15 protein-coding genes are annotated in these 15,077 nt (G+C 70.7%); 8 read left to right on the forward strand and 7 right to left on the reverse strand.

All coding sequences use genetic code 11. The features are described from left to right. Positions 1-73: 73 nt before the first annotated feature. A complete protein-coding gene (locus OG982_RS08720; RefSeq protein WP_266788168.1) occupies positions 74-1,456 on the reverse strand; it encodes a glycine--tRNA ligase in 1,383 nt (460 codons plus the stop codon). Between the two features lie 155 nt (positions 1,457-1,611). On the opposite strand from OG982_RS08720, the gene OG982_RS08725 reads away from it, so the two are divergent. From OG982_RS08725 to OG982_RS08740, 4 genes are read left to right on the forward strand one after another with little or no spacing between them, the layout of a single operon-like run. Then, the gene (locus tag OG982_RS08725) at positions 1,612-2,580 is read left to right on the forward strand and encodes a metal ABC transporter substrate-binding protein (RefSeq protein WP_266788167.1); all 969 of its coding nucleotides are present in this window, start codon (positions 1,612-1,614) and stop codon (positions 2,578-2,580) included. 32 nt (positions 2,581-2,612) lie between these two features. Further along, on the forward strand, positions 2,613-3,407 hold the full coding sequence (locus OG982_RS08730) for a metal ABC transporter ATP-binding protein (RefSeq protein WP_266788166.1): 795 nt from the start codon (positions 2,613-2,615) through the stop codon (positions 3,405-3,407). After that, positions 3,407-4,270 (forward strand): metal ABC transporter permease, encoded by an 864-nt coding sequence (locus tag OG982_RS08735; protein ID WP_266788165.1) that lies wholly within the window; start codon positions 3,407-3,409, stop codon positions 4,268-4,270. Before OG982_RS08730 ends, OG982_RS08735 begins: the two co-directional genes overlap by 1 nt. A gap of 56 nt (positions 4,271-4,326) precedes the next feature. After that, complete coding sequence (locus tag OG982_RS08740; RefSeq protein WP_266788164.1) at positions 4,327-4,752, forward strand: Fur family transcriptional regulator; 426 nt, start codon at positions 4,327-4,329, stop codon at positions 4,750-4,752. Here OG982_RS08740 and OG982_RS08745 read toward each other — a convergent pair. The 5 genes from OG982_RS08745 to OG982_RS08765 all read right to left on the reverse strand — a co-directional run bounded on the left by OG982_RS08745 (position 4,749) and on the right by OG982_RS08765 (position 9,684). Next, positions 4,749-5,297: a YcxB family protein gene (locus OG982_RS08745; protein ID WP_266948243.1), complete on the reverse strand. Its 549-nt coding sequence runs from the start codon at positions 5,295-5,297 to the stop codon at positions 4,749-4,751. The genes OG982_RS08740 and OG982_RS08745 overlap by 4 nt on opposite strands. 22 nt (positions 5,298-5,319) lie before the next feature. After that, the gene (locus OG982_RS08750) at positions 5,320-6,141 is read right to left on the reverse strand and encodes an isoprenyl transferase (protein ID WP_266788162.1); all 822 of its coding nucleotides are present in this window, start codon (positions 6,139-6,141) and stop codon (positions 5,320-5,322) included. An 11-nt stretch (positions 6,142-6,152) separates the two neighbouring features. Then, the gene (recO, locus tag OG982_RS08755; protein ID WP_266788161.1) at positions 6,153-6,899 is read right to left on the reverse strand and encodes a DNA repair protein RecO; all 747 of its coding nucleotides are present in this window, start codon (positions 6,897-6,899) and stop codon (positions 6,153-6,155) included. A gap of 85 nt (positions 6,900-6,984) precedes the next feature. After that, positions 6,985-8,481 carry a nucleobase:cation symporter-2 family protein gene (locus tag OG982_RS08760; RefSeq protein WP_266788160.1) on the reverse strand — a complete coding sequence of 499 codons (1,497 nt, stop codon included), beginning with the start codon at positions 8,479-8,481 and terminating at the stop codon, positions 6,985-6,987. Positions 8,482-8,982: 501 nt separating this feature from the next. Beyond that, positions 8,983-9,684: a TerB family tellurite resistance protein gene (locus OG982_RS08765; protein ID WP_266788159.1), complete on the reverse strand. Its 702-nt coding sequence runs from the start codon at positions 9,682-9,684 to the stop codon at positions 8,983-8,985. A 160-nt stretch (positions 9,685-9,844) separates the two neighbouring features. On the opposite strand from OG982_RS08765, the gene OG982_RS08770 reads away from it, so the two are divergent. Next, the gene (locus tag OG982_RS08770; protein WP_266788158.1) at positions 9,845-10,603 is read left to right on the forward strand and encodes an SDR family NAD(P)-dependent oxidoreductase; all 759 of its coding nucleotides are present in this window, start codon (positions 9,845-9,847) and stop codon (positions 10,601-10,603) included. 61 nt (positions 10,604-10,664) lie between these two features. On the opposite strand, the gene leuA is transcribed toward OG982_RS08770, so the two are convergent. Further along, positions 10,665-12,428, reverse strand: coding sequence for a 2-isopropylmalate synthase (leuA, locus tag OG982_RS08775; protein WP_266788157.1), 1,764 nt, complete (start codon positions 12,426-12,428; stop codon positions 10,665-10,667). A gap of 365 nt (positions 12,429-12,793) precedes the next feature. On the opposite strand from leuA, the gene OG982_RS08780 reads away from it, so the two are divergent. The 3 genes from OG982_RS08780 (at position 12,794) to OG982_RS08790 (ending at position 15,076) form a co-directional block, all read left to right on the forward strand. Beyond that, on the forward strand, positions 12,794-13,876 hold the full coding sequence (locus OG982_RS08780; protein WP_266788156.1) for a M4 family metallopeptidase: 1,083 nt from the start codon (positions 12,794-12,796) through the stop codon (positions 13,874-13,876). A gap of 20 nt (positions 13,877-13,896) precedes the next feature. Further along, on the forward strand, positions 13,897-14,166 hold the full coding sequence (locus OG982_RS08785; RefSeq protein ID WP_266788155.1) for a protealysin inhibitor emfourin: 270 nt from the start codon (positions 13,897-13,899) through the stop codon (positions 14,164-14,166). A 100-nt stretch (positions 14,167-14,266) separates the two neighbouring features. Then, complete coding sequence (locus OG982_RS08790) at positions 14,267-15,076, forward strand: GNAT family N-acetyltransferase (RefSeq protein ID WP_266788154.1); 810 nt, start codon at positions 14,267-14,269, stop codon at positions 15,074-15,076. Position 15,077 lies beyond the last annotated feature (1 nt).

A 15,077-nucleotide genomic window follows, 5' to 3' on the forward strand; every position in this document is an offset into this window, starting at 1 on the left:
GCGGCGGACGACGGAAGCAACAGTGGCCCGGTGCGCAGTGCGCGCCGGGCCACCGGTCGTTCAGGTGCGGAACCTAGCAGCCGAGCAGACGGCTGCCGAGGTAGCTCTGGATCTGGTCCAGGGAGACGCGCTCCTGCTTCATGGTGTCGCGCTCGCGCACGGTCACCGCGTTGTCGTCCAGGGTGTCGAAGTCGACGGTGACGCAGAACGGCGTGCCGATCTCGTCCTGGCGACGGTAGCGGCGGCCGATGGCGCCCGCGTCGTCGAACTCGATGTTCCAGTTCTTGCGCAGGTCGGCGGCGAGGCCCTTGGCCTTCGGCGACAGCTGCGGGTTGCGGGACAGCGGCAGGACGGCGACCTTGATCGGCGCCAGGCGCGGGTCGAAGCGCATCACGGTGCGCTTCTCCATGACGCCCTTGGCGTTCGGGGCCTCGTCCTCGTTGAACGCGTCGAGCATGAAGGCGAGCATGGCGCGGTTGACACCGGCCGCCGGCTCGATGACGTACGGGGTGTAGCGCTCACCGGCCTCCTGGTCGAAGTAGGTGAGGTCCTGGCCGGAGGCGGCGGAGTGGGCCTTGAGGTCGAAGTCGGTGCGGTTGGCCACGCCCTCGAGCTCGGAGAACTCGTTGCCACCGAAGTTGAAGCGGTACTCGATGTCGGCGGTGCGCTTCGAGTAGTGGGACAGCTTCTCCTTCGGGTGCTCGTACCAGCGGATGTTCTCCTCGCGGATGCCGAGGTCGCGGTACCAGTTCCACCGCTCGGCCATCCAGTACTCCTGCCACTGCTCGTCCTCGCCCGGCTTGACGAAGAACTCCATCTCCATCTGCTCGAACTCGCGGGTGCGGAAGATGAAGTTGCCCGGAGTGATCTCGTTGCGGAAGGACTTGCCCATCTGCGCGATGCCGAAGGGCGGCTTCTTGCGCGAAGTGGTCTGGACCTGGGCGAAGTTGGTGAAGATGCCCTGGGCGGTCTCGGGGCGCAGGTACGCCTTCGAGCCGGTGTCCTGGGTCGGGCCGAGGTGGGTCTCCAGCATGCCGGAGAACTGCTTGGGCTCGGTGAACTGGCCCTTCACACCGCAGTTGGGGCAGTTGATGTCGGCGAGACCATTGGCGGGCAGGCGGCCGTGCTTGGCCTCGTACGCCTCTTCCAGGTGGTCCGCGCGGTGGCGCTTGTGGCAGGAGGTGCACTCGGTCAGCGGGTCCGAGAAGGTCGCGACGTGGCCGGAAGCCACCCAGACCTCGGGGGCCAGGATCACGGAGGAGTCGATACCGACGATGTCCTCACGTCCGGTGACCATCGCCTTCCACCACTGGCGCTTGATGTTCTCCTTCAGCTCGACACCGAGCGGGCCGTAGTCCCAGGCAGCCCTGGAGCCGCCGTAGATCTCACTGCACGGGAAAACGAAGCCACGGCGCTTGCTCAGGCTGACGATGGTTTCGATCTTGTCGGCGGCCACGGTGCTCTCTTCATTACGAGGACGAACGGCGAATGCCTCAGGTTACCGGCGCCCGCACCCTCCCTTTCAAATCGGGATCCCCTTCCACGACCCTACGCCCGGCCGCCCACCAGGGTTTTTGACAATCGTTTCCATCTTTGATGAAAATGGATGTCATGAACGTACGACGCCTCATACCCAACGCCGCCCTCGCCGCGGTCGCCGCCCTCGGTGCGGCGGCCCTCACCGCCTGCTCCGGAGCCGGGGCCGACGGCGGCGCGGACGGCAAGCTCGGCGTGACGGCGTCGTTCTACCCCATGCAGTTCCTCGCCGAGCAGATCGGCAAGGACCACGTGCAGGTCACCACCCTGACCAAGCCGGGTGTCGAGCCGCACGACCTGGAGATCACCCCGAAGCAGACCAGCCGGCTCGGCAGGTCCGACGTGGTGCTCTACCTCAAGTCCCTTCAGCCCGCCGTCGACAAGGCCGTCGCCCAGTCCGGCGTGAAGACCGTCGTCGACGCCGCCGCCCTCACCTCGACGGAGTCCCACGGCGCCGCCGGCCACTCCCACGAGGGCGAGGAGGGACACGGCGACGACCACGGCCACAGCCACGGCGAGGACGGCAAGGACCCGCACGTCTGGCTCGACCCGGTGAAGTACGCCGAGGTCGCCAAGGGCGTCGGCGCGGCCCTGGAGAAGGCCGACCCCGGCCACGCGGCGGACTACCGCAAGAACACCGGGGAACTCGTGGCCAAGCTGACCGCGCTGAACACCGAGTTCGAGGACGGCCTGAAGAACACGGCCACCAAGACCTTCATCACCACCCACTCCGCCTTCGGCCACCTCGCCGAGCGCTACGGCCTCGAGCAGGAGGGCATCTCCGGCGTCGACCCCGAGGCCGAGCCGAGCCCGGCCCGGATGAAGGATCTCCAGGCCATCGCGAAGAAGGACAATGTGTCCACCGTGTTCTTCGAGACCCTGGCCAGCGACAAGACGGCCAAGAGCCTCGCCTCGGACACCGGCCTGAAGACCGACGTCCTCGACCCTCTCGAGGGCATCAGTGACAAGTCCCAGGGCGCCGACTACTTCGAGGTCATGCGTTCCAACCTGAAGAACCTGCAGAAGGCGCTCGGCACCAAGTGATGGCAGCAGTAGCAGCAACGGAGGCGCGAGCCATGGAGTCCGCGACAGCCGCGACGGCGGCCGAGCAGCCCGTCATATCCCTGCGCGGGGCCACGGCCTCGCTCGGCTCGCGCCCCGTGCTGCGCGGAGTCGACCTCACCGTCCGCCGCGGCGAGGTCGTCGCCCTGCTCGGCGCCAACGGCTCCGGCAAGTCCACGGCCGTTCGCGCCGTGGTCGGCCAGGTCCCGCTGAGCGACGGCGAGCTCTCCCTGTTCGGCACCGGCTTCAAGCGGTTCCGCCAGTGGTCGCGCATCGGGTACGTCCCGCAGCGCACCACCGCCGCCAGCGGCGTCCCGGCCACCGTCCGCGAGGTCGTCTCCTCCGGGCGGCTGGCCCGCTCCCGCTTCGGGATCCCGCGCAAGGCCGACCGGGCCGCCGTCACGCGGGCGCTGGAGCTGGTGGAGATGGGCGGGTACGCCGACGCCTCGGTCAACGCCCTCTCCGGCGGCCAGCACCAGCGCGTGCTGATCGCCCGGGCCCTCGCCGTCGAACCCGAACTCCTGATCATGGACGAGCCGATGGCGGGCGTGGACCTGGCCAACCAGGAGGTCCTCGCGAACGCCCTGCGCGAGCAGGTGGCCGCCGGCGCGACCGTGCTGCTCGTCCTGCACGAGCTGGGCCCGCTGGAGCCGCTGATCGACCGCGCCGTCGTCCTGCGTGACGGCTGCGTCGTCCACGACGGGCCGCCGCCGGAGGCCGTGGGGCAGCACGCCCTGCCCGGCCACGACCACGTACACCCGCACGCGGCGCACGACGCCGAGCCCCTCCGGACGGGACTGCTGAGCTGATGGACCTCCTCCAGGACCCCTTCATGGTGCGTGCGCTGATCGCCGCCGGGCTGGTCGGACTGACCGCCCCGGCCATCGGCACGTACCTCGTCCAGCGCCGCCAGGCGGTCATGGGCGACGGCCTCGGCCACGTCGCCATGACCGGCGTCGCGCTGGGCTTCGTGCTCAACACCAGCCCGGTGTGGATGGCCACGCTCGTCACGGTGCTCGGCGCCATCGGCATGGAGATGATCCGGGCCCGCGGCAAGACCAGCGGCGACGTCGCGCTCGCGATGCTCTTCTACGGCGGCCTGGCCGGCGGCGTCATGATCATCAACGTGGGCGGCGGAACGACGGCCATGCTGCTCGGGTCGATGTTCGGCTCGATCACCACCGTCGCGCCCTCGGACGTCGTCGCCATGGTGATCCTGGCGGTCTTCGTCCTCGCCGTCACCGTCGGCCTGCGCCGCCAGTTCTTCGCCGTCTGCCAGGACGAGGAGTTCGCCCGCGTCACCGGCCTGCCCGTGCGGGCGCTGAACCTGCTGATCGCGATCACCGCCGCCGTCACCGTCACCGTCGCGATGCGGATCGTCGGCCTGCTGCTCGTCAGCGCCATGATGGTGATCCCGGTCGCGGCCGCGCAGCGCCTGACCCGCGGTTTCGCCGCCACGCTCGGCCTCGGCATGGCGATCAGCCTCACCGTCGCGCTGACCGGCACGGCCGCCACGTACTACATCGACGCGCCGTCGGGCGCCACGATCGTGCTGCTCGCCATCGGCGTCTTCATGGTGATGACGGCCCTGTCCGCCCCGCTCGCCCGGCGCCGGGCGAACGCGGCCCGCGCCGCCGAGCAGATCTGTACCCGTGACGACGTAAAGGTCTAGTTCGGGCCGATCGGTCGCCTGGCACAATGGGCCGAGACCGACACGAGGAGGAACCGGTGGCGACTGCGCCTGGCGAGACCGCGCCAGTACGAGGACGATCCACCCGGCAGCGGGCGGCCGTCGCCGCGGCGCTGGACGAGGTGGACGAGTTCCGCAGCGCCCAGGAGCTGCACGACATGCTCAAGCACCGCGGTGACTCCGTGGGCCTGACCACCGTGTACCGCACCCTCCAGTCGCTCGCCGACGCCGGCGAGGTCGACGTCCTGCGGACCAGCGACGGCGAGTCCGTCTACCGCCGCTGCTCCACTGGGGAGCACCACCACCACCTGGTCTGCCGCAAGTGCGGCAAGGCCGTCGAGGTGGAGGGACCCGCGGTGGAGAAGTGGGCGGAGTCCATCGCGGCCGAGCACGGCTACGTCAACGTCGCGCACACCGTGGAGATCTTCGGCACCTGCGCCGACTGCGCCGCCGCCTCCGCCTAGAGCCGGCGCAGGTTCGCGTCCAGGAGGGCCCGCAGGCCGTCGGCGTCGGCCGGGGCCTGGATGCCCCGCTTGGGCAGGACCGTCATGGCCACCGCCCCCTTGTCGTCGCTCAGCATCACGAACGCGTCGGCCGTCTCCGCGTACGTCGGCTGCGCGGCCCAGCCGATGCGCGTCTCGGAGGACGCCGTCGCCACCAGGACGCCCGAGCCGTCGACGACGGCCCGGGTCTCCCCCGCCTTCTCCAGCAGCCCCCGGAAGGCCCGCGCCTGGAGCCGCGGGCCGAACAGGGTGATCATCCACAGCAGCGCGCCGGCGGCCACGAGGCCCAGCGCCGGGCCGGTGACGGCGCCGTCGGTCACCATCTCCAGCACGCCGACGCCCAGTCCGAACGTCCCGGCGACGGGAAACGCCCAGCGCCTGCGCCGCCCCGCGGCCGTGTGCGCGTCGCGGGCGCGGAGCGCACGCGCGACGTCCGCCGTGGAGGTCCGGTAGACGAGCTCGACCGTCCGCTCGTCCCGCCGAACCGCCTCGTCATTCGTGTTCATGACGGCAGAGCCTACGGTCCGGTCAGCCGGCCGAGCCCTCCGACTGGTTCGGGACGGCGCCGCCGAACCGGCGGTCGCGCTGCGCGTACTCCAGGCAGGCCTGCCAGAGGTTGCGGCGGTCGAAGTCCGGCCAGAGCACGTCCTGGAAGACCATCTCGGCGTACGCGCTCTGCCAGAGCAGGTAGTTGGAGGTGCGCTGCTCGCCGCTCGGGCGCAGGAAGAGGTCCACGTCCGGCATGTCCGGGTAGTACATGTACTTCGCGAAGGTCTTCTCGTTGACCTTCGACGGGTCCAGCCTGCCCGCCGCGACATCGCGGGCGATGGCCTGAGCCGCGTCCGCGATCTCGGCGCGGCCGCCGTAGTTGACGCAGAAGTACAGGGTCATCGCGTCGTTGTCGACGGTCTGCTCCTGCGCGACCTGGAGCTCCTGGACGACCGACTTCCACATCTTCGGCATGCGGCCGACCCAGCGGATCCGGATGCCGAGCTCGTTCATCTCGTCCCGGCGGCGCCGGATGACGTCGCGGTTGAAGTTCATCAGGAAGCGGACCTCGTCGGGCGAGCGCTTCCAGTTCTCCGTCGAGAAGGCGTACAGGGAGAGGTTCTTGACGCCCATCTCCAGGCAGCCCTTGAGCACGTCGAGGACGACGCCCTCGCCGACCTTGTGGCCCTCGGTGCGGGGCAGGCCGCGCTCCTTGGCCCAGCGGCCGTTGCCGTCCATGACGACGGCGACGTGGTTCGGGACCAGTTCGCCGGGGATCTTCGGCGGGCGCTCACCGGACGGGTGCGGCTCGGGAACCTTGTACTCCCGGCGAGAGCGTCCCAGAATCCCGCGTCGTGCCATGTGTCCAGCTCCTATTTCTCGACGTATCGCAGGGAGCGTAGCCCGCGCTCCAGATGCCAGTGCAAATAGGCCGAGACCAGCCCGCTGCCCTCCCGCACGTGACGCGCCTCGCAGGCGTCCGCGTGGCTCCAGTCGCCCGTCAGCAGGGCGCTGAGGAGGGCGATGGCCTCCGATGAGGGTACGACGCTGCCGGGGACGCGGCAGTCGCCGCATATGACACCGCCGGCGGCGACGGAGAAGTGCCGGTTGGGGCCGTGGATCCCGCATTTCGCGCAGTCGTCGAAGCTGGGCGCGTAGCCGTTGACGGCGAGCGAGCGCAGCAGGAAGGCGTCCAGGATCAGGTGCGGTTCGTGCTCGCCCCGGGAGAGGGTGCGCAGGGCGCCGACGAGCAGCAGGTACTGCTGTACGGCGGGCTCGCCCTCGTTCTCGGTGAACCGCTCGGCGGTCTCCAGCATCGCGGTGCCCGCGGTGTACCGGGCGTAGTCGGTGACGATGCCGTTGCCGTAGGGGGCGATGATCTGCGTCTGGGTGCAGAGCGGGAGGCTGCGGCCGATCAGCTCGCTGCCCCGGGCGAAGAACTGCACGTCGGCGTGGGAGAAAGGTTCCAGCCCGGCCCCGAACTTGGACTTCGTACGCCGCACCCCGCGGGCGACGGCCCGGACCCGGCCGTGGCCGCGGGTGAGGAGCGTGATGATGCGGTCCGCCTCACCCAGCTTCTGGGTGCGCAGCACGATGCCGTCGTCGCGGAACAGACTCATGGGCCCATTGTCGCCTGTGCGGGCGCGGCGGCGGCCCTGCGTCCGGACACGGGTCCGGACGCAGGGCCGTCACCCCTTGGGAGGGTCAGGGGGCGGGCGTCGCGGCGTCGTCCGCCTTCTCGGCCGCGGCGCTTTCGCCGTCGGCCTTCTCCGCGTCGGCCGGGGCGGCGGCCGCCTGGGCGGGCAGCGCGGTGGGCGGATCGGCGGGGGCGGCGGCGTGCGGGTCGCCCTTGCCGAGGCCGTTGAAGATCAGGTTCAGTACGATCGCGGCCGTGGCGCCGAGGGTCACACCGCTGTTGAGCAGCGAGGACAGGTCGGCGTCCATGTGGTCCTTGAAGAGCACCGGGACGGTCGCCGGGAGCAGCGCGAAGGCCAGGGAGACGCCCACGACGAGGGCGTTCTTCTCCTCCTTGAGGTCCACCTTGGCCAGGGTCTGGATGCCCGCCAGGGCCACCATCGCGAACATCACCGTCGCCGCGCCGCCGAGCACCCCGTGCGGGACGGCGGCGACGATCGCGGCGGCCTTCGGGATCAGGCCGAGCACGATCATGAAGACGCCCGCGGCGACCACGACGAAGCGGCTCTTGACCTTGGTCATGCGGACCAGGCCGACGTTCTCGGCGAAGGCCACGTACGGGAAGGAGTTGAGGACGCCGCCGAGGGCGGTCGCCGCTCCGTCGGCGCGCAGGGCGCGGGCCACGGTCTCGCTGTCGATCTCCTTGCCCACGATGTCGCCGACGGCGTACGTGTCGCCGGTGGTCTCGACCATGGTGATCAGCATGACGATGAGCATCAGCAGGATCGGGAACCAGGCGAACTTCGGGGCTCCGTAGTGGAACGGGGTGGTCACGCCGATCCAGTCCGAGTTGCCCACGTCGCCGAACTTGGCGTCGCCGAGCAGGAAGGCGACGACGGTGCCGCCGACCAGGCCGAGCAGGATGGAGATGCTGGAGAGGAAGGGCTTGCCGAGCTTCATCAGGACGAGGATGAAGAGCATCGTGCCGCCGGCGTACGCGAAGTTCTTCGGGTCGCCGAAGTCGGGGCTGCCGAGGCCCCCCGCGGCGTCGTTGAGGCCGACGGGGATCAGCACGATGCCGAGGACGGTGATCACCGTGCCGGTGACGACCGGCGGGAAGAGCCGCATGACCGCGCGGAAGGCCTTGGGGGGCAGCCAGGCGAAGGCGAACGTCGCGATGCCGGCCGTGATGACGGCGCCGTAGATGACGAGCAGGCCGGCCGTTCCGCCGCCCGCGCCGAGGCCGATGGCGATCATCGGGGAGACCGCGGTGAAGGTGACGCCCTGGATCAGCGGCAGTCGGGCGCCGATCCGGCCGATGCCCCAGGCCTGCAGGATCGAGGCGATGCCGCAGGTGAGCAGGTCGGCGTTGATCAGGTAGACCAGCTGCTCGGTGGTGAGGCCGAGGGCGCCGCCCACGATGATCGGGACGATCACCGCGCCGGCGTAGAAGGCGAGTACGTGCTGGAAGCCGTACAGCGCGAGCTTGGGGAGGGGGAGCACCTCGTCGACCGGGTGCGTGCTCTGCTCTCCACTGGCGGAAAGCCGGGCGGCGACACGTGCCATCTCTGCCTTGCCCTTCAAGAGGTAGGTAATCGAGAGGAATCTGGTTATCCCTGGTCGGAGTGGGTCGCTATCCCGTTGGTCCGCCAGGGTTGTCAGTGCGATCACGTGAATCGAAGCCCCGCGGTGTTTCCGCCGGCGTCTCGTCGTGTGACCGGAATTGAACGCCTGTGGGCGTGCTCACAGATATCGTCGACTTCCACAAACTGTTGACGTCTGGTGGCCCCAGCGTTGGAGGTTCGCCCAATGGCGGGCGCAGCGGCGACGCCGTATGGGCGCGCGTCGGGTGAACACCCCGCTCCTGCCCCACGAGCGTGAAGCGCCCACGGCCTGACCTGCGCGTACAGGGTTCGCGGCCGTTCGGCCCCGCAAACCCGGGCAGCTGGTTCCGCGTGTCCGGCCGGTGCGTCACATGAGCCCGGAGCGATCAGCTCCACCCCTCGCACGGACGGCACGGCATGCCGGTTCAGGCCCCGTGAGGCCGGATCGTTACCTCGTCCCGGGCTACGCCCCGGTCGCCCGTACCGCCGACAGCAGCCGGGACACCTCGTCCGGGCTCATCCGCAGCGCCGCGCCCACCGTGGCCAGCACCTCGCGCTCGGCCGGGATGTACGGGCCGTCCGCGAGGGCGATCCGGGCGCCCTGGAGCAGGATCGACTCCCGGCCCGGCGCGGCCAGGTGCGGGGCCAGCGGCTCCAGGGCCTCGTGGAGCTCTATCGACAGCGCGGCCCCGCAGCACTCCGGGCCGTCGTACAGGCCGAGCCGACCCTCGTCGGTCGCCAGCGCCTCCACGAGGGACTCCAGCTGCTCCTCCGTGCAGTCCTGGAAGCCCGCCGACCGTACGGCCGACACGGCGCCCTCCAGCGCGCTGCGCGAGGCCGTCCCGCCCGCCGCCAGCACGGCCAGCGCCACGGTGTGCACGGCGTCGCGCAGCAGCGCCGTGAACCGGTGGGTGGTGAGGTGGTCCAGGACCTCGGTGTCGTAGCGCTCCCGGCAGGCCTGGCACTCGACGATCGGCCCGGCCTGTCCGCGCGGCAGCAACGGCACGCCGAGGACCGTGAAGCGCCGCCGCCCGATGCGTCGGCGGTAGTTGCGGTCGCCGCCGCAGTCGGGGCAGAAGAACTCCCCGTCGCCCACGGTGCTCCAGGTGGTACGGATCCCCCAGACCGTCAGCTTCCGGCCGTCCCCACCCCGAACTGGCAGCACGTCGCACCTCCGTCACCAGCCGGCAACATCGCCGGTTTGGCGTGATGTTAGCCACATCGGTGAGGATCCGTCAGTCGTGTGACAAGACAACCTGCGCCACCCGGGGGACTTGGCCGAACTGCGCCCCCGGCGCCCTCCGCTTTTCCCTACGCTCGGCGGCGTGAACGAGAAGTCTTGTCTGGTGACCGGTGCCGCGAGCGGTATCGGCAAGGCCACCGCCCGGTTGCTGGCCCGCTCCGGGGCCCGCGTCACCGCGGCTGACATCGATGGCCCCGGGGTCGAGGAACTGCGTACGGATCTGGCCGCCGAGGGCCTGCGCATCGCCGTCGTGACGGGTGACGTCTCCGATCCGCGGGCCAACCGCGCGATGGTCGACGCGGCCGTGGAGGCGTACGGGAGGCTCGACGTCGCCGTGGCGAACGCCGGGGTGCTGCCCCTTTCGGACGTACGGGAGACCAGCCCCGAGGACTGGGACCGCGTCATGGCGGTCGACGGCCGGGGCATGTTCCTGACCTGCAAGTACGCGATCGAGGCCATGACCTCGCAGGATCCGCCCGGCGGCGCGCTGGTCTGCGTCTCCTCGATCTCCGGGGTGGCCGGGCAGGCCCGGCAGGCGGCCTACGGGCCGGCGAAGTTCGTGGCGTCGGGACTGACCAAGCACCTGGCGGTGGAGTGGGCGGCTCACGGGATCCGGGTCAACGCGGTGGCCCCGGGAACCATCCGGACGGAGCGGGTGGTGGCGCTGCGCGACGAGCCGGGCGGCCCGGAGTACCTCGAAGAGGTGACCGCCGCGCACCCGATGGGGCGGCTCGGCGAGCCGGAGGAGGTGGCCCGGGTCATCGCCTTCCTCGCCTCGGACGCCGCCTCCTTCGTGACCGGGGTGGTGCTCCCGGTGGACGGCGGCTACCTGGCCCGCTGAACCCGGGAACGACGCGGCCCCCGCCCCTGCGCGAGGAGGGACGGGGGCCACGGACGAGCGGTCAGCGGCCCGCGCGGTTGACGGCGGAGATGACCGCCTTCAGGGAGGCGCGGGTGGTGTTGGCGTCGATGCCGATGCCCCACAGGACGCGGCCGTCGATCGCGCACTCGATGTACGAGGCGGCCACGGCGGAGGCGCCCTCGCTCATCGTGTGCTCGGTGTAGTCCAGCAGGCGGGCGTCGACGCCGATGCCGGCCAGCGCGTCGAAGAACGCGGAGATCGGGCCGTTGCCGGTGCCGTTCAGGACCGTCTCCACGCCGTCCACGACCGCCTCGACGGTCAGCGTGTCCGTACCGTCCTTGTCGGTGGCCGTCGAGCCCGAGCGCAGCTGGATGCGGCCCCACGGGTTCTCGGGGTTGGGCAGGTACTCGTCCGCGAACACGTCCCAGATCGCCTTCGGCGTGACCTCGCCGCCCTCGGCGTCGGTCTTGGCCTGGATGATCCGCGAGAACTCGATCTGCATGCGGCGCGGCAGGTCCAGCTTGTGGTCGTTCTTCAGGACGTACGCGATGCCGCCCTTGCCGGACTGCGAGTTGACCCGGATGACCGCCTCGTACGAGCGGCCGACATCCTTCGGGTCGATCGGCAGGTACGGGACCGCCCACTCGATGTCGTCGACGGTCTTGCCGGCGGCGGCCGCGTCGGCCTCCATGGCGTCGAAGCCCTTCTTGATGGCGTCCTGGTGGGAGCCGGAGAAGGCGGTGTAGACCAGGTCGCCCGCGTAGGGGTGGCGCGGGTGGACCTCCATCTGGTTGCAGTACTCGCTGGTGCGACGGATCTCGTCGATCTGCGAGAAGTCGATCTGCGGGTCGATGCCCTGCGAGAACAGGTTCATGCCCAGGGTGATCAGGTCCACGTTGCCGGTGCGCTCGCCCTGCCCGAACAGGCAGCCCTCGATGCGGTCGGCGCCGGCCATCAGGGCCAGCTCGGCGGCGGCCACGGCGGTGCCGCGGTCGTTGTGGGGATGAACGGAGATGCAGATGTGCTCGCGGCGGGTCAGGTTGCGGGCCATCCACTCGAAGCGGTCCGCGTGCGTGGACGGCGTCGAGCGCTCCACGGTGGCGGGCAGGTTCAGGATGATCTCGCGGCCCTCGGACGGCTGCCAGACGTCACAGACCGCCTCGCAGACCTCCAGGGCGAAGTCCAGCTCGGTGTCGGTGAAGATCTCCGGGCTGTACTGGTAGCCGAAGGTGGTCTCGGGACCCAGCAGCTTCTCGGCGTACTCCATGACCAGGCGGGTGCCGTCGACGGCGATCTGCTTGATCTGCTCCTTGGAGCCGCGGAAGACGACCCGGCGGAAGGTCGGGGCGGTCGCGTTGTACAGGTGCACGGTCGCGCGCCTGGCGCCGACCAGCGATTCCACGGTGCGCTCGATCAGGTCCTCGCGGGCCTGGGTCAGTACGGAGATGGTGACGTCGTCCGGGATCGCGCCCTCTTCGATGATGGAGCGCACGAAGGCGAAGTCGGTCTCGCCGGAGGAGGGGAAGCCGACCTCGATCTCCTTGTAGCCCATGCGCACCAGCAGGTCGAACATCTCGCGCTTGCGGGCGGGGGTCATCGGGTCGATCAGCGACTGGTTGCCGTCGCGCAGGTCGGTGGAGAGCCAGCGGGGGGCCTTGGTGACGCGGGCGTCCGGCCAGGTGCGGTCCGGGATGTCCACCTGCTCGTAGGAGCCGTACTTGTGGATCGGCATCCCGGAGGTCTTCTGGGTGTGGGTCGCGTTGGTGATGGGCGTGGGGCGACCGACAAAAGGCTGCTGGCTCATGGCGTTGGGCTCCTCGCGTGTCCGCGTGTAGTTCGCTGGGACGGCCGACGGCGGTAGTGAAAACCGCAACACCAAACTCCGCGGGGAGGGGGCCGGCCTACGACTACAGACCCTCGCCGCGGCAGCTAAGGAGAAGCAGCCCGAAACGCATGATGGACCGAGCCTAGCCGAGCCGCGCCGTAACGCGAGGACCTGTTTCAGTATGCAAGACCCGGGTGTCCGATTTGTAACGAATGTGAGCTACGCCTCCTTCTTGCCGAGAGGTCCGGGCGATCCGTCAACGCCACGAGGCCGCTTTCAGACAACCGAATGAATCATGGTCACCAGTAGTGACATCAGCATGACCGAATGCGACATTTCCCGGCATGGATGCCTCCCACGCCCCCACGCACCCCCACCGCCACCCCGTGTTCTGCACCGTCGTGCCGCCGCACCTCCTCGACAAGATCGCCCAGTCCGAGGACACCCGGCGCGCCGACGCCGCCCAGCGCACCCTCGAACAGGACTCCCTGCTGCGCACCAGGCGCCGGGTCACCACCGTCCGGGGCATCGCCCCGGCGCTGGGCACCCCCGTCGGGGACGACCCCCGCCGGACCGTCTACGACGCCGAGCACCGCACCCGGCTGCCCGGGAAGAAGGTGCGCGCGGAGGGCGACGCGGCGCACAAGGACGCCACCGTCAACCGCGCCTACGCCGGGCTCGGAGCCACGTACGAGCTGTTCCTCAAGGGCTTCGGGCGGCACTCGATCGACGACGCCGGGCTGGCGCTGGACGCGACCGTGCACTACGGCGAGGACTACAACAACGCCTTCTGGGACGGCCAGCAGATGGTGTTCGGCGACGGGGACGGGGACCTGTTCCTCGACTTCACGGTGTCGGTGGACGTGATCGGGCACGAACTCGCCCACGGGGTCACCCAGTACTCGGCCAACCTCGTCTACCGGGGTCAGTCGGGTGCGCTCAACGAGTCGATGTCCGACGTGTTCGGCTCCCTGATCAAGCAGTACTCCCTCGGCCAGAGCGCCGACCAGGCGGACTGGCTGATCGGCGCCGGGCTCCTCGGCCCCAACGTCACCGGGGTCGCGCTGCGCTCGATGAAGGCGCCCGGGACGGCGTACGACGACGACGAGCTCGGCAAGGACCCGCAGCCGGCCACCATGGACGACTACGTCGACACCTACAGCGACAACGGCGGGGTGCACATCAACTCCGGCATCCCCAACCACGCCTTCTACGTGGTGGCGACGGAGCTGGGCGGCAAGGCCTGGGAGCGCGCCGGGCAGATCTGGTACGACACCCTGACGGGCGGGGAGCTCTCCTCGAAGGCGACGTTCAAGGACTTCGCCCGGCTGTCGCTCGCGGCGGCCGTCGCGCGCTACGGGGACGGCGGAGCGGAACACCAGGCGCTCCAGAAGGCGTGGTCGACGGTGGGTGTGCCGACCGCCTAGGGGCGGGGTAGACAGCCCCCATGCGGATTCTGGTGGTACGTACGGGAGGGTTCACGGGCATCGAGCGCCGGGTCGAGGTGGACACCTCGGGCCGGCCCGACGAGGACGAGTGGCGGGCCCTGGCGCAGCTGGCGCTGCGGCCCGGCCCGCCCGGGGGCGAGGCGCACCGGGTGCGGGACGGGTTCTCGTACCGGATCACGGTGGACGGCCGGACGGTGTCCTGCGCGGAGCCGAACCTGTCGGACGCGCAGCGGTCGCTGATCTCGCGGGTGCTGAAGGAGGGTGCGTAGGGAGCCCGGGCGGCGGGGCCCCTCGGCCCGGACCGGCCCCTCGGCCCGGGCGGCCGTGAAAGCAGGTGACCGCGCCGGGCGGCTTTGCTTGTATGACCGGATGACCAAGATCTTGGAATTGCTGGAGCGGTACTACGACGCGGTACCGCGCGTGGGCGGGGCACGGGGCGAGGACTTCGGGGCGCTGACCCTGTTCGTGCAGGAAGGCGACGGCTGGCCGTACTACGCCCGGCCCGCGCTCGGCGGGCCGGACGCCGAGGCGGCCGACGTGGAGCGGGTCCTGGCCCGCCAGCGGGAGCTGGGCGTCCCGGAGTCCTTCGAATGGGTGGCCGAAACCAGCCCCTCCCTGCGGGCCGCCGTGGAGGCGGCGGGGCTGCACGTCCACGAGCACCCGCTGATGGTGCTGGACCCGGCGGCGCAGCCGCTCGCACCGCATCCGGACGTGACGCTGCTGGGCGCCGACGACCCGCTGCTCGCGGCGGCGGTGGCCGTGCCGATGCTGGCCTTCGCGAACCCCGGGACGGCGCGCGGCGAGGCCGGTCCGGCCGAACTGGCGGTGGCGGTGACGGACCCGTCGGTGGAGGCGCGCCGGGCCATGGTGGCGGGGAAGCTCACGGAGGGCACCACGGGCATGGCGGCGGCCGCGCGGGACGGGGTGGTGCTGTGCTCCGGCCAGTACAACCCGGTCGGCGAGGTCGCCGAGGTCGTCGCCGTCGGCACGCTGCCCGCGGCCCGTCGCCAGGGCCTGGCGCTCGGCGTGACGGCGGCCCTGGTCGCGGACGCCCTGGCCCGCGGCGCGGCGACGGTGTTCCTGACGGCGGGCGACGAGGACGTGGCCCGCGTCTACGGCCGCGTCGGCTTCCGCCGGGTGGCGACGGCCCTGATCGCGGAGCCGCCGGAGCGGCCCTGAC

This window comes from Streptomyces sp. NBC_01551 (genome assembly GCF_026339935.1).
In the GTDB taxonomy this organism is placed as follows: Bacteria; Actinomycetota; Actinomycetes; order Streptomycetales; family Streptomycetaceae; genus Streptomyces.

Coding starts and splice junctions, on each gene's coding strand:
- OG982_RS08730 (WP_266788166.1), top strand. CDS start 2,613: ATGGAGTCCGCGACAGCCGCGACGGCGGCCGAGCAGCCCGTCATATCC.
- recO (WP_266788161.1), bottom strand. CDS start 6,899: ATGAGTCTGTTCCGCGACGACGGCATCGTGCTGCGCACCCAGAAGCTG.
- OG982_RS08785 (WP_266788155.1), top strand. CDS start 13,897: ATGCGGATTCTGGTGGTACGTACGGGAGGGTTCACGGGCATCGAGCGC.
- OG982_RS08780 (WP_266788156.1), top strand. CDS start 12,794: ATGGATGCCTCCCACGCCCCCACGCACCCCCACCGCCACCCCGTGTTC.
- OG982_RS08750 (WP_266788162.1), bottom strand. CDS start 6,141: ATGGCACGACGCGGGATTCTGGGACGCTCTCGCCGGGAGTACAAGGTT.
- OG982_RS08790 (WP_266788154.1), top strand. CDS start 14,267: ATGACCAAGATCTTGGAATTGCTGGAGCGGTACTACGACGCGGTACCG.
- leuA (WP_266788157.1), bottom strand. CDS start 12,428: ATGAGCCAGCAGCCTTTTGTCGGTCGCCCCACGCCCATCACCAACGCG.
- OG982_RS08760 (WP_266788160.1), bottom strand. CDS start 8,481: ATGGCACGTGTCGCCGCCCGGCTTTCCGCCAGTGGAGAGCAGAGCACG.
- OG982_RS08745 (WP_266948243.1), bottom strand. CDS start 5,297: ATGAACACGAATGACGAGGCGGTTCGGCGGGACGAGCGGACGGTCGAG.
- OG982_RS08725 (WP_266788167.1), top strand. CDS start 1,612: ATGAACGTACGACGCCTCATACCCAACGCCGCCCTCGCCGCGGTCGCC.
- OG982_RS08735 (WP_266788165.1), top strand. CDS start 3,407: ATGGACCTCCTCCAGGACCCCTTCATGGTGCGTGCGCTGATCGCCGCC.